The 14,016-nt window shown below is 71.1% G+C and carries 11 protein-coding genes; 5 read left to right on the top strand and 6 right to left on the bottom strand.

The window, feature by feature from the left end:
• Positions 1-28: 28 nt before the first annotated feature.
• Together IE134_RS24515 and IE134_RS24510 are read right to left on the bottom strand one after the other, a co-directional pair.
• Complete coding sequence (locus IE134_RS24515; protein ID WP_098016639.1) at positions 29-1,612, bottom strand: sodium:solute symporter family protein; 1,584 nt, start codon at positions 1,610-1,612, stop codon at positions 29-31.
• A 390-nt stretch (positions 1,613-2,002) separates the two neighbouring features.
• Positions 2,003-2,785, bottom strand: a complete 783-nt coding sequence (locus tag IE134_RS24510; RefSeq protein WP_030710702.1) for an SDR family oxidoreductase — start codon at positions 2,783-2,785, stop codon at positions 2,003-2,005.
• An 85-nt stretch (positions 2,786-2,870) separates the two neighbouring features.
• Between IE134_RS24510 and IE134_RS24505 the strand changes: the two genes are divergently transcribed.
• A complete protein-coding gene (locus tag IE134_RS24505) occupies positions 2,871-3,716 on the top strand; it encodes a hypothetical protein (protein ID WP_098896029.1) in 846 nt (281 codons plus the stop codon).
• Positions 3,717-3,868: 152 nt separating this feature from the next.
• On the opposite strand, the gene IE134_RS24500 is transcribed toward IE134_RS24505, so the two are convergent.
• The 3 genes from IE134_RS24500 to IE134_RS24490 form a co-directional block, all read right to left on the bottom strand.
• Positions 3,869-4,075: a DUF397 domain-containing protein gene (locus tag IE134_RS24500; protein ID WP_032787552.1), complete on the bottom strand. Its 207-nt coding sequence runs from the start codon at positions 4,073-4,075 to the stop codon at positions 3,869-3,871.
• A gap of 190 nt (positions 4,076-4,265) precedes the next feature.
• On the bottom strand, positions 4,266-5,123 hold the full coding sequence (locus tag IE134_RS24495; protein WP_030710698.1) for a helix-turn-helix domain-containing protein: 858 nt from the start codon (positions 5,121-5,123) through the stop codon (positions 4,266-4,268).
• 287 nt (positions 5,124-5,410) lie between these two features.
• Positions 5,411-6,130, bottom strand: a complete 720-nt coding sequence (locus IE134_RS24490) for a GOLPH3/VPS74 family protein (RefSeq protein WP_006125323.1) — start codon at positions 6,128-6,130, stop codon at positions 5,411-5,413.
• Positions 6,131-6,322: 192 nt separating this feature from the next.
• Between IE134_RS24490 and IE134_RS24485 the strand changes: the two genes are divergently transcribed.
• The 3 genes from IE134_RS24485 (at position 6,323) to IE134_RS24475 (ending at position 11,991) form a co-directional block, all read left to right on the top strand.
• Entirely contained in the window at positions 6,323-8,890 is a 2,568-nt protein-coding gene (locus tag IE134_RS24485) for a serine hydrolase (RefSeq protein ID WP_189431734.1), read from the top strand.
• Positions 8,891-9,084: 194 nt separating this feature from the next.
• Entirely contained in the window at positions 9,085-10,986 is a 1,902-nt protein-coding gene (locus IE134_RS24480; RefSeq protein ID WP_030710696.1) for a DUF8823 domain-containing protein, read from the top strand.
• Positions 10,987-11,139: 153 nt separating this feature from the next.
• A complete protein-coding gene (locus IE134_RS24475; protein ID WP_189431792.1) occupies positions 11,140-11,991 on the top strand; it encodes an adhesin in 852 nt (283 codons plus the stop codon).
• Positions 11,992-12,126: 135 nt separating this feature from the next.
• Here IE134_RS24475 and IE134_RS24470 read toward each other — a convergent pair whose 3' ends face one another.
• On the bottom strand, positions 12,127-12,924 hold the full coding sequence (locus tag IE134_RS24470) for an ATP-grasp domain-containing protein (protein ID WP_098895380.1): 798 nt from the start codon (positions 12,922-12,924) through the stop codon (positions 12,127-12,129).
• A 149-nt stretch (positions 12,925-13,073) separates the two neighbouring features.
• Between IE134_RS24470 and IE134_RS24465 the strand changes: the two genes are divergently transcribed.
• Positions 13,074-13,952, top strand: a complete 879-nt coding sequence (locus tag IE134_RS24465) for an aminoglycoside phosphotransferase family protein (protein ID WP_189431732.1) — start codon at positions 13,074-13,076, stop codon at positions 13,950-13,952.
• The last annotated feature ends 64 nt before the right edge of the window (positions 13,953-14,016 follow it).

The raw sequence follows: 14,016 nt of genomic DNA, 5'->3' as shown, positions 1-14,016 counted from the left end.
CCCGCCCGGCCGCGCGGCCGTTCGCCCGCTACCCGCGCGGCTGAGGCGCGGGGGTCGGGCCGCCGTCCTGCGCGGGGACGGTCGCGGCCGTCCCCGTACCGTCGCCGTGACCCCCGTCCCCGTCACCCTCGTTGATCCGCGCCAGGACCGCGTCGCGCTCCGGGGTGTCCTCCGGCTTCACGAAGCCGATCAGGACGTACAGCACGAGCGAGACCGCGAGCGGTACGGACACCTGGTACTGGAGCGGCACTCCGCCCTCGACCGCCCAGTTGACCGGGTAGTTGACCAGCCAGAACGCGATCAGACCCGCCGCCCAGCTGACCAGTGCCGCCGTCGGGCCGGACTTCCGGAACGGGCGCAGCAGGCCCAGCATGAACGGGATCGCGATCGGGCCCATCAGCCCGGCGACCCACTTGATCACGACGGTGATGATGTCCTTGAACGTGGGCGAGTTGACCTGGGTCGCGATGGCCATGGAGAGGGCCAGGAAGGCCACCGTGGTCCAGCGGGCCGCGATCAGCCCGGCCCGCTCGCTCCAGCCGCGTGCCGCCTTCGACAGGGTCGGGGCGATGTCCCGGGTGAAGACGGCGGCGATGGCGTTGGCGTCCGACGAGCACATGGCCATCGTGTGGGAGAAGAAGCCGACGATGACCAGGCCCAACAGCCCGTGCGGCAGCAGCTGTTCGGTCATCAGGGCGTAGCTGTCGGAGGCGTCCGGCTTCTGCGCGTCGACCAGCAGGGGCGCGCACCACATCGGGAAGAACAGCACGAGCGGCCAGACGAACCACAGCACCGCCGAGAGCCGCGCCGAACGGGTCGCCGAGGCGGCCGAGTCGGTGGCCATGTACCGCTGGGCCTGGTTCCACATGCCGCCGTTGTACTCGAAGGTCTTGATGAACAGGAACGCCAGCAGGAACGTCACCGTGTACGGTCCGGCGGTCGGCTCCGCGTGTCCGTCGGGGAGCTCGTCCCAGACCGTCCACAGGGTGGAGAAGCCGTCGAGTTCGCTCATCACGGCGAGGAGCATCGCCAGCCCGGCGAACAACTGGATGATGAACTGGCCCAGTTCGGTGAGCGCGTCCGCCCACAGACCGCCGACGGTGCAGTAGATCCCGGTGACGACCCCGGTGATCAGGATGCCCTGGGAGATCGAGAGACCGGTGAACACGGACAACAGGGTGGCGATGGCCGCCCACTTGGCACCGACGTCCACGATCTTCAGCAGCAGCCCCGACCAGGCGAGCGCCTGCTGGGTCTGCAGGTTGTAGCGGTTCTTGAGGTACTCCAGCGGCGAGGCGACATGGAGCCGCGAGCGCAGCCGGTTCAGCCGGGGTGCGAAGAGCTTCGCGCCGATGAAGATGCCGATGGCGATCGGCAGCGACCAGGTCACGAAGGACGTGACCCCGTACTGGTACGCGATGCCGGCGTACCCGGTGAACATCACCGCGCTGTAGCCGGACATGTGGTGCGAGATGCCCGACAGCCACCACGGCATCTTGCCGCCGGCCGTGAAGAAGTCGCTGACGTTGTCCACGCGTTTGTGCGACCAGAGTCCGATCGCGACCATCACGCCGAAGTAGCCGATGAGTACAGCCCAGTCGAGACTGTTCATGTCCCCCTCCAGGGGTCCGCCTTGTGAACGGGAACGCACTTCGTCGGTACGGCCGTTCAGCGGTGTCCCCGTGCGGGAGCGGGGACTTCGGGGATTGAACCCCTTCCGAGGGGGCTCGGTCAAGGCTGTCAGTGGTCATGGATGTGAACTCAGGTCAGTAAGGCGAACGATTTTACTTGTTCTTGACCTTGTGGGCCGTTGTCGCGAACGTGACCGCGGCCACACGATGGGCGGGCACTTCGTCAGGCTGTGCAGAAGAGAAGTGAAGAGAAGTCCGGAGAAGTTCGGGGAGCGCGCGACAACGCGCGAAGGCCGCACGGGATGCGGGTCCCGTGCGGCCGAGAAGTCGAGAGGGAGGGTGCCGCTTGTACGTGTACGGGTACGGGGTCGTCAGCGCATCAGCTCACCCGCGTTGACCAGCAGCGACTGGCCGGTGATCGCCCGGGCCCGGTCGGAGGTCAGGAAGGCGGCGGCCTCCGCCACGTCCCCGTCCGTGGCCAGCTCGGGCAGCGCCATCCGCTCGGTGAGCCGGGCCAGCACCTCGGACTCCGGTACGCCCTCGGTGTCTGCGGTGAACCGGACGTACGCCTGCACCGGCGGCCCCCACATCCAGCCCGGCAGCACCGTGTTGACCCGGATCCGGTCCGGGCCCAGCTCCCGCGCCAGTGAGTACATCGCCGACGTGAGCGCCCCCTTCGACGCCGCGTACGCCGCCTGCCACACCTGCGACGGCGCGGCCACCGCGGACTGGGTGCCGATCACCACCACCGAGCCGCCCCGCTCCTTGAGTGCGGGCAGGCAGGCCCGGGTCATCCGCAGCGTCCCCAGGAGGTTCACGTCGATGACCGACTGCCAGGTGGCGAAGTCCGCGTCCTGGAGTCCGCCGAAGTAGCTGTCCCAGGCGGCGACATGGACCACCGCGTCGATCCTCCCGAACCGCTCCACCGCCAGCGCGGCGAGCGCCTCGCACTGCGCCTCGTCCGTGATGTCGGTGGGCAGGAAGGCCGTGCGGCCGCCGTCCGGATCGATCCCGGCCGCCGACTTGGCGAGATTCGCCGCCGTACGCGCGCCGAGCACCGCGCACCCGCCGTCCCGGACGACGGTCTCCGCGACCCGGTGCCCGAGCCCCGGCCCGACACCCGACACGATGACGGTCTTCCCCGTGAGCAACATCGGCGCCTCCCGGCTCTGGCAGTTCATCTGACGGTCCGTCAGGGTAGAGGGGTCCGGGATCCGATGGAAGGGGAAGGGAGAGACGGTGGACGAAGACGGCGGAACGGGCAGCGAGCGGTATGCGGAGCTGGCGGGGGAGGGGCCCTACGGGGTCCGCCCCGGGCATGCGCTGATCACCATGGTCGAACCGCATCCGGGCCATGAGTACGCGTACAACCGCTGGTACGAGGACGACCACTACTACGCGGGCGCCACCGCCATGCCGTGGATCTTCGCCGGACGCCGCTGGGTGGCCACCAAGGACCTCCAGGAGCTGCGCTATCCGGAGAAGTCGGCGGTCGCCCAGCCCGTCGGCGCGGGATGCTATCTGTCGACGTACTGGGTGACCGAGGGGCGCTACGACGACCACATGAAGTGGACCGTCGCGATCAACCGGCGGCTGAACCGGGACGGCCGGGTCTACCAGGACCGGACCCACGTCTTCACGGCGTTCCAGGACCACGAGGCCACTGTCTACCGCGACGGGGCCGCCGGCCCCCGGGACTTCCACGCCCTCGACCACCCGTACGCGGGCCTCGTCCTCCAGGTCGTCGACGCCGAAGGGCCCGAGCAACGGGCGGAGTTGCTCGAATGGCTGCGTTCGCGCCATCTCCCGAAGCGGCTGAAGGGCTCGCCCGCGGCCATGGTCACGGTGTTCCGGCCGACACCGCTGCCCGGCGACCGGATGACGTACGTGAAGCAGGTCGAAGGGGTCGACACCCGGCTGACCCTGCTGTGGTTCCTCCAGGAGGACCCGCGGAGCTGCTGGGCGAGCCGCTTCACCGGCCTCGACGCGGCGGTCGCGGAGACCGGCCTCGGCCGGGTCGAGCTGGTCGCGCCGTTCGTGCCGACCGTGCCGGGGACGGACCGTTACGTCGACCGGCTGCGGTGACACCGGATCATGCCGAGCCCCCTCGGCCAGGACGGCGAACCGGTCGAGAGGGCTCCATCAGGTGGTGCGGTGGTGCGGTGGTGCGGTGGTGCGGTGGTGCGGTAACGCGGTGATGCGGAGTGGTGCGGTGATACGTGAACGGTGCCGGCTGGTCAGGCGTTGATCGAGCCCGTGGCGACATCGCGTACGAACGCGTTCCACGCACCGGGGACGAAGCTGAGCGAGGGGCCCTCGGGGGCCTTCGAGTCACGCACGGCGATGGACAGCGCGACCGGGGACTTGACCTCGACGCACGCGCCGTTGCCCCCGGAGTACGACGACTTCGTCCACTGGTCCGTAGCACCCTGAAGAATTGCCATGTTCACTCCGGTTCCGAGAGTTGTGGGGAGTCGCACCAACCTGATTCCGATTGGCGTGATCGACGCTACTCGCCAAGCCCCGTCCATGAGATGGCCGTTCACTCGACCGGATGGTCTTTCTCCAGTAAGCCTTCTGCTGTGCGTGGGCGGCGGTGTACAATCCCGCCGCCGCTCGCTTCACTGTCCGGATTCAGCTGGTGTACGACTTGGCGATCTTGCTGATGAACTCCCGGGTCTGCTCCACGTTCAGCGCCTGCGCCCGCAGGTGCTCGTACATCACGCTGTAGCGCTGCACGTCGTTCGCCTTCTCCAGGTAGAGATCGCTCGTGACGCCCTCGATGTAGACGACGCTGGAGTCCGCGGCGTCCGGGAACTCCAGGATCGCGTACTGGCCGTTGATGCCCGGGTGCGCGCCCATGTCGAACGGCAGGACCTGCACGGTGACATGCGGCAGGTGCGACTGCTCGACGAGGTGTTCCAGCTGGTCGATCATCACCTGCTTGTCGCCGACCACCCGGCGCAGCGCCGACTCGTCGATCACGGCCCACAGCCGCAGCGGATTCTCGGGCGCGTTGACCCGGTCCTGCCGCCGGGACCGTACGTTGACGCGCTTCTCGATGTCCGACGGCGGGGCCTCCGGCAGCGCGCCGCTGATCAGCGCCTCGGCGTACGCCCGGGTCTGGAGCAGCCCCGGAACCATCTGGGGTTCGTACACGCGCAGCGACTCCGCGTCGGTCTCCAGACCGATGTAGACGCTGTACGGGATGTCGCCGAAGGCGTGCCACCAGCCCTGCTGGCGCGAGTCCTTCGCCATCTGCATCAGCGAGTCGACGATGCGGACGTCCTCGACCTCGTACACCCCGCAGAGGTCACGCACATCGCGCTGGCTGATGGAGCGGCGGCCGTTCTCCAGGCGGCTGATCTTCGACTGCGAGACCAGCAGGCGCTCCGCCACTTCCTCGGCCGTCATGCCTTTGAGTTCGCGCAGGCGGCGCAATTCCTGGCCCAACCTGCGTCGCCTGACAGTGGGATTGACGTTGGACGGCACGGAAACGGCACCTCCGGCTATGTAGCTGTGCGTATCTACTGCTCAGCAGATTGCCACCCCTGGCCCCGGCCGCGCTGGGAAATGGCCACACGCGGAGCACGGGGGCGTACGCATCGGGGCGCGGGGCGGCGCGCAAGCGCACGGGGCAGCCGGTGATGGTGACTACCGGCTGCCCCGTGCGTGGTGCGGCTCCCGGACCGGGTCGGTGATGACTGACGGCGGTACGGCGGTGTGCTGTTGTTCCCGGCCGCACCAGGCTGTTGCCGTGGTGTGCCGGGGCCGTGCGGTCAGCTCGCGGCGGTGTGCGCCATGCTCCCGCGACGGGCCTGTGCTTGCGGCTGCAACGGAACGCCCGCTGCCTGCTGCGAACGGCGCGGCTGGACCGCCACTCCGTTCTGGACGTCCATCACGGCGTGCGCCACGAGTCCGCCCATCGGGTCGTGCCTGATCAGGTCCCGGAGCCGGGAGCGCGACGAGCGCCCCTCGTTCCCGGGGTACAGGTGCTTGCCGAGTCCGACCGCGTGGGCCAGTGCGGCGAGCGCCGCGGTCCGCGGGTCCGGCGGTACGCCGGTGCGGATCGCACTGTCCAGCCGGTTCCTGATGTCCCGGCTGATCGCCGTCTCCGTCGCCTGGTAGCGAGTCGTCGGCAGCACCCCGCACATCTGGCCCGCCACGGCATGAACCATGCCGCACCGCTCCAGATGAGCGAGATAGATCTGACGCAGCCCCAGCCGGGGCCCGCCGATCCAGTGGACCGCCCGGACCGGGCTGCCACGACGGCGCAGCAGCTCCAGTGCGGAGTCCAGAGTCGGATCTCCTGTCGGCCGTGGCATCACCACGGCGATACGATCCCCGTCAGGGGCTATCCGTCCTGCCAGAGCCAGCTCCACTAGCTGTGCCCCGGCCAGGCCGAGGTCGAGCGACTGTGGCTGCGCTGTGGTACCCGTGGTCGGGTCCAGAGCGAGCAACAGAAGCTCCTCCGGGATTGTTCTGCGGCTCCTGCCCATCCATGCCTCCCCGCGTGGATGTCTGACAGGGTGACCCCTCTCACATTCATCTGTCGAGAGCGCCTGGTCGCTTTGTACGGGAACCAGTAGGTATGTCGTTCTCGTCTAGCAGCTCGGCCAGGGGTTCACACAGGACACTGGTAGATGGTTCGGACAGCGCGGGGTGGCCCCGCAGCGCATGAGGAGGCATCGGTGGCGGGCGAGTCCCCCGACAAAACGGAGCAGCGGAAGTCGTCGGGGACGGCTGAGGAGGAACGCGACCCGCGCTTCGCCGTGTTCCGTGACCCCGGTGCCGACACGGATGCGGACGCGGACGCCGGTACGGATGCCCGTACGGGTCCGGGTGCGGACTCGGGAGCCACGTCCGACACGGCGACCGCGGTGTTCCGTCCCCGGCTGCCGGAGGACGCTGCGCGGCGTGAGCCCGAGGCCGGGAGCGACGACCCGTCCGAGAGCGACGTCGAGCCCGAGAGCGATGCCGCCGGGCCCGGGACCGAGCCCGAGAGCGCTCCTGTGACGGCCTCTGCGGCCTCTGGAGACGCCGACGCGCCGTCGAAGGGGGCGGGAGCCGCGGAGGGCCGCTCAGGCCCGGACGCGGACGTGGAGGCGTCCGAGGCCGAGGAGGCGGACGCGCCGGAGGCCGGGAAGTCGGAGACCGCCGGGGACGGGGACGGCCGACTGCGTGCTGCTGTGGCCGCCTGGGTCGATGCCGCGGCCGAGGACACGCCGAAGGCGGAGGACGCGGAGGAGGCGGAGGACGCCGATCCCGAGCCCGAGCCCGCCGCGAAGGCGGAGCCGAAGCCGGAGCCCGAGCCCGGGCCGGACGAGGAGCCGGATGCGGAGGCGAAGGCCGAGCTGAAGACCGACGAGGAGTCGAAGGCCGAGCAGGACGACGAGCCGAAGGCCGACTCCGAGCAGGAGAAGGCAGCCGACGCCGAACCCGCAACGGCATCCGACTCCGAGCCGGACAAGGCACCCGCCGCCGAAGCCGAGGCCGAACCCGCCACGGCTTCCGACTCCGAGCCCGCCGCCGACTCCGAGCCAACCCCCGACGACGCCTCCGACCTGCGAGGAATCGATCAGCCCACCGCCATCTTCAAGGCGGTCAAGCCGGCCGACCGGGTCGACCAGGCGACGACCGCGCTGAAGCTCCCGCCCCGCGAGGACAAGCCCAAGAGCGAGCCCAAGAACACGCCCAGGGACGAGCCCAAGGGCGGGGCCGAGTCCAAGCCCGGGGCCAAGCCCGAGAGCGAGGCCGAGCGCACCAGCACCTTCGTGCCGCTGCGCTCCGACGACGTACGGACCGCCCCCGCGCCCCGCAAGCCGGAGCCCGAGTCCGATTCGGATGCCGAGTCCGCGGCCGGACCCGAGGCACCCGCGCGCACCCCGGAAGCCGGCTCTCCGGTCTCCCCGGCGGCCGCCGCGCCGTCCTGGGCGGCGGCCGAGCGGACCCGGCAGCAGCCCCTGCCGCCGAAGCCGCCGCTCGACCTGCTCGCCGAGCTGACGAACACCCCGCCGCCGCCGGAGACCCCGGTCCGGACCGCCGTGCGACGGGTCAAGATCTGGACCCCGCTGGTGCTCCTCCTGCTGATCGTCTTTGCGATCGTGCAGGTGATGCGCCCGCTGCCGGAGCCCTCGCTGGAGCTCACGGCGAAGCCGACGTACACCTTCGAGGGCGGCGGGACCGAGCTGTCCTGGCCGGGCCAGGGGCAGTCGGCCGTGATGGTGGACGGGGTCGGGTCGCTCGGTTCCGAGGGCGCGCAGAAGCCGGCCCCGATCGCGAGCGTCGCGAAGGTCATGACCGCCTACGTGATCCTCCAGGGGCACCCTCTCAAGGGTGACGAGGAGGGCGAGAAGATCACCGTCGACCAGAAGGCGGAGGACGAGTCCAAGCGCCCCGACGAGTCGACGGCCCCGCTGACCAAGGGGCAGGAGCTCACTCAGCGCCAGCTGCTCCAGCTGCTGATGATCCCCTCGGGGAACAACGCGGCGCGGCTGCTCGCCCGCTGGGACGCCGGTTCCGAGGACAAGTTCATCGACAAGATGAACGACGCGGCCAAGGACCTCGGCATGACCGGGTCGACGTACACGGACCCGAGCGGGCTGGAGAAGACCACCGTCTCCACCGCCACCGACCAGCTGAAGCTGGCGCAGGCGGTCATGCGCAACGACGTCTTCCGGAAGATCGTGGACATGCCCGAGGTCGAGATCGAGGGCATAGACGGCAAGATCTACAACAACAACAATCTCCTGCTCCAGCCGGGCGTGAGCGGCATCAAGACCGGTTCCTCCACCCCGGCGGGCGGCAACCTGCTCTGGTCCGCGAACACCAAGGTCGACGGCAAGGTGCTGTGGATCTACGGGGCCGTGATGGGCCAGCAGGCGGGGACCGGCCGGGTCTACGACAGCCTGGAGCTGTCGCTCCAGAACAGCCTGAAGCTGATCAAGGACGCGCAGGAGGCGGCCACCTCGGCGACGGTGGTGAAGAAGGGGGACGTCGTCGGGTACGTGGACAACGGATTCGGCGGACAGGCCCCGGTGGTCGCCACCAAGAACCTCAAGGCGGTCGGCTGGTCCGGCCTGGAGGTCGAGCTGAAGGTCACGGACAACGGCAAGGGCATCGACCAGGCCGCGAAGGCCGGGACCGAGGTCGGCTCGGTGACCGTGGGCACCGGCACCGGAAAGGTGACGGCGCCGGTGGTCCTGCAGAGCGATCTGCCCGAGGCGGCCTTCGGCGACAAGATGACCAGGATCGGCTGAGAGCCGGGCCACCACCGGAGCGGCGGGGAGCGGGCCCCGCCCTCCACCGCTCCGGTGGCCGGATATGACCGAGAAGCGTGCCGAAGGTACGTGTTAGCGTCCCCGGACAACTCAAGGATGCCGGGACGCGTCCTGGAGGACGTACCAAGAGGTACACAGAGGTACGGGGCCGGCGGAGGACGGGGAGAGCCGTAGTGACCACCGCGGAGCCGAAGCCCGGCCGCGAGGCGGACGGGACCACCGGTGCCGGGGGCGACGCCCTGCACGTGCGCGTGCCGTCGCCCCGCGTTCCGGAGTCCCCCATCGAGGGCTCCGCCGCAGCCTCGTCCGAGGGCAAGGGCAAGAGCGAGGGCGGCGCCAAGGCCGCCGAGACCTCGCACGCCCGTGCCCACCGGCTGCTGCGCCACCCCGTCACCATCGCGACGGCGGCGGCGGCCGTGCTCCACCTCCTCTGGTTCTTCTTCTTCGCCAACACCGGCGGGGACATCGCCGCGCAGGACGCCTGGGCCGAGTTCGTCGGCCGGCACCCCGGCACGGCGTACAACCTTGCCTGGTACGGGGGCATGCACCCCGTCTCGTACAGCGTGGTCTCGCCCTACCTGATGTCGCTGCTCGGCGTCCGGACGACGATGATGATCGTCGGTACGGTCTCCTCCGGGCTGACCGCGCTGATCCTGGTGCGGGTCCCGGCCGTCCGCAATCCGCTGGCCTGCTCGCTCGCCGGGGTCTTCGCGTTCCTGTGCAACGCGCTGTCGGGCCGGGTGACCTTCGGGCTCGGCATGATGTTCGCCGTCGGCGCGGTGGCCGCGGTGTTCTGCTGGCCCTACCGGTGGCGGTACAAGCGGTGGGCCAAGGCCGCCGTCGCCGCCCCGCTCGCCGGGCTCGCGACCGCGTCCAGCCCGGTCGCCGGACTCTTCCTGGGCGTCGTCGCGGCGGCGCTGTTCCTGCACAAACGACGCCCCGGCGCGTACGCGATCGGCCTCGCCCCGGTGGCGGTGGTCGGTCTGTCCTCCTGGCTGTTCCCGTTCTCGGGTACGCAGCCGATGTCGCTCGGGACGCTGTCGCTGCCGTTCGTCTTCGCGGTGCTGGTCTTCTTCCTCGTACCCCGCGACTGGAGCACGGTCCGCACCGCCGCCGCCGTGTACGGACTCGGGACGCTGCTCACGTACGTCGTCGACTCACAGATCGGGTCGAACATCACGCGCATGGCGATGCTGTTCGCCGGGGTGGCGCTGCTTGCCGCCCTGCCGTACACCGCGCCGCGCAGCCGCCGCTGGTACGCCCTCGTCCTGGCCTTCGTGGGCCTCAACTTCTGGATCGGCTTCAAGGGCGTCGACGACATCGTCCGGACCGCGCCCGCCGCGTCCTGGAACCGCGAACTGGCCCCGCTGATCAACCAGCTCCAGCAGGTGGAGGCGGAGCGCGGCCGGGTCGAGGTGGTGCCCGCGAGCAGTCACCGCGAGTCGTCGGCGCTCGCCCCGTACGTCAACCTGGCGCGCGGCTGGAACCGCCAGGCGGACATGAAGCGCAACCCGCTCTTCTACGACGACACGCTCGACCCGGTGAACTACCGGGAGTGGCTGGACCGCTGGGCCGTGCACTACGTGGTGCTGCCCAAGGACCGGCCGGACAACGGGGCGGTCCAGGAGGCGGAACTGGTCGAGCAGGGGCAGCCCTACCTGCGCCAGATCTGGGGCGACGCCAACTGGAAGCTCTTCCGCGTGCTGGACCCGGTGCCGCTGGCCGACCCGCCGGCGACGGTGGAGCGCGCGGGCGCGGACGAGCTGACGATCACGGTGAAGTCGGCGGGCCGGGTGCTGATCCGGATCCCGTACACCCGCTGGCTCGCGCTCGTCGACGAGGACGGCAAGAGCGTGGAACGCCCGCTGGAGACCGAGGAGTCGAAGGAGCGGTCGCAGCTGGACGACACCGCGCCGAAGACGTATCTCAACACCCACGGCTGCCTGAACAAGGTCGAGGAAGGCCCGTACGGCGACGAGTGGACCGAACTGCTCGCGCCGCGACCGGGAACGTACCGGCTGGCGGCCCCGTACCAGCTCCAGCCGGGCACACCCTGCCCGGAGGAACTGAGCTGACTGGCCCTCGCCCTCCCCGTTCGTGCCCGTCCCGTGTACGGGCCATCGGGTGCGGGATCTCCCTCTGCGGGCGGCGCACTGGCAAGGTGTTCTGCCATGAACGCGACGAGGTGCCAACACTGCGGCGGCGGACGCCGGGGACCGCTGCCCGGAATGGTCTGCCCCGGCTGCGGGGCGGGAGCGGCCGGCACGGCGGGGGTGGACGGTTCCTGGGTCGCGCGCGAGACCCTGGCGGGCCGCCTCTCCACACTGTCGCGCCGACGCAAGGCCCTGCTCGCGGCGGGCGTGGTGGTGGCGGCCGGAGGCCTGGTCACCGTCGCCTCGCTGCTGCTCTCGGGCGGCGGGAGCGTGGGCGGCGGCAGCAGCCGCACGGACGCGGCGGGCCGGGCGGGCGCGGTCCCGGACCGGATCGGCGGGGCGGCCCCCACGAGGATCGTGCCCGGCCCGGGGACGGATACGGAGTCCCCGGACACTCCGCCGCCCCCGACGGACGGTGACCGCTTCACCCAGTGGGCGGGCCCGGGCTGTGCGACGGGTGGGTACGAGGAGCGCGGCCGGTTCGAGAGCGGGGACGCCGGCTGGTACACGGTGGAGAACGGCGGCTTCGACGGCGACGGGTGCGACGGCCGGTTCAGCGCGATCCCGATGTCGGGCAGCCCGACCGAGGACCGGGGCTCCACGGCCGTCTGGTCCTGGCACCTGGGCCGGGGCTTCAGCGAGTGCGCGCTGACCGTCTTCGTCCCCGACAGCGGCCGCCCCCGCGACGCGGCGGGGGAGCCGACCGTCTACCGGGTGCTCTCGGACCCGGGCGACGCGGACTCCGCGTACACGGGTTTCGCGGTGCTCCAGACCGAACACCGGGGGAGCGCGGTGCCGGTGCGCAGCTACCCGGTCAAGGGGGACGTCTTCGCGGTCCAGCTCATCGACCGGGGCCGGGACTGGGGCGATGCGCGCCGGGTCGGCGCGCATCACGCGGCGGCGCAGATGAGGGCGTCCTGCAGCTGAGCGGGTCGCGGTGCGGGGGCGCGGGCCGGCGGTTGTACGGGCTTGGGGCTCGGGCTCGCGGGCTGGCGGGCGCGCGGGCTGGCAGGCGCTCGGGCTGGAGGGTGCGGGCTGGCGGTTGTACGGGCATGCGGGGGCCTACCGCACGAAGGCACGGTCGTGCGGTGACAGGTCCGTGGCGGGTCCGGCGGCGCGGAGGACGGTGTCGAGGGCACGGTCCGGGTCGACGCCGTAACACCCGCTGGCCCAGGCAGCGTTGGCCTCGATGACCGCCCATCGGCCGTCGTCGTCCCGGCCGATGTCGACGACGACGGCCGAGGGCAGACGGTCCCCGGCGGCCGCGAGCACCTCGCGCCCGAAGGCGAGCGCGGCAAGGCCCGGCGGCCCGAGCCGGAGGCGGCCTGCCTCGGCGTACTGCCCGGCCGTGTGGACGGCCCCGTCGAGGAGGAACAGCCGGTACTCGACGGCGAAGGTCATCACGTCGCTCACGAGCACCACGGTGGCCGGGTCCACGGCGTCCGGCCCGGGCAGCCGGGACCCGTCCGCGTACACGAGCGCCGGAATGCCCTTGTCGTTGGGCGACTTGACGAAGGCGGGGCGGCGCAGCCGGTACGCCTCACCGATGGGCATCGCCCGGATCTCCCGCTGGGTGAGCGCCCGGGGGAGCCGGGCGAGCCAGTCGGCGGGAGCCTCCAGGAGGGCGATCCCGAGCGCGGGGGCCACGACGTCGGCGAAGGAGGGCCCGGCATGCAGATGCACGGGGTGCGCCTCCCCCCGGGGGCCCGCCGCCCACTGCGGTCTCCCCGGGCCTTCCGATACGGCGGCGGCTGTCGCCTCCACGACCCGTAGCCCGCGCCGCAGCGCGGTGGTGCGTAACTTCCGTGCAGATGCGGTGAGTTGGGGCGGAATAACGAGGGTGCGCGATGCATACGTCATGGCCGCAGATCCTCTCGTACGGATACGTGGCGCCGCACCGATTTTCGGACGAGGTGTGGCGTCCCGCGGAGAGGCGGCGAGGAGACGACAACGGGGCAGAGCAGGCCGAAACGTTGTGCGGCCCGGGGCCCACCTGGTTCGATCACCGCATGATCATTGAACCGACGCTCGTACGCGGCCTGATCGCCGCCCAGTTCCCGCACTGGGCGGACCTGCCCGTGGAGGCGGTCGCCGCGAGCGGGACGGCGAACGCGATCTACCGCCTGGGCGCCGACATGGCCGTACGGCTGCCCCGTACCGCGGGCAGCGCGGCGGATGTGGCGACGGAACACCGCTGGCTGCCGCGACTTGCCGAGCAACTGCCGTTCCCGGTTCCGCTCCCGCTCGCCCAGGGGGCTCCGGACAAGGTGTTCCCCCGCCCTTGGTCGGTCTGCACCTGGCTGGACGGCACGAACCCGAGCCCTGGCGACGCCTGTTCGTCCTCCGACCTCTTGGCGGCGGACCTGGCGGAGTTCGTGCTGGCGCTCCGCCGGATCGCCCCGGAGGACGCCCCACCCGCGTACCGCAGCGAGCCCTTGGCCTCCCGCGACCAGGCGACCCGAGAGGCGTTGGCGGCCGTGGCCGGAATCGTGGACGCGGAGGCCGTCGCCGCGGCCTGGAAGGAGTCCCTGTGCGCCCCACCCTTCACGGCCACCCCCGTCTGGGTGCACGGCGACCTCCAGCCGGGCAACGTCCTGGTCGCGGACGGCCGCCTCACCGCGGTCATCGACTTCGGCTGCACGGGCCTGGCCGACCCGGCCGTCGACCTGATCGCGGCCTGGTACCTGCTGACGGCGGGAGCCAGGGAGACGTTCCGCGAGGCGATCGCGGCCGACGACGCCATGTGGACGCGGGGGCGGGGCTGGGCACTGTCCATCGCCCTGCTGGAGCTGGCCCACTACCGGGAGACGAACCCGGTGATGGCACGGATCGCGGCGCAGGTGATCGGGGAGATCGTGGAGGAGGGGCAGGGGAAGGCAGCGAGGTGACGGGGCGCGAGTGACCGGTTCGGTCGAGCCCCGGGCGCCGCGTCGGCGGCTGCGTTCGTTCGCA

Source organism: Streptomyces rubiginosohelvolus (assembly GCF_014649875.1).
Classification (GTDB): Bacteria; Actinomycetota; Actinomycetes; order Streptomycetales; family Streptomycetaceae; genus Streptomyces; species Streptomyces rubiginosohelvolus.
Note: the sequence above shows the minus strand (reverse complement) of the source record. Positions and strands in the feature narration are given on the sequence as shown.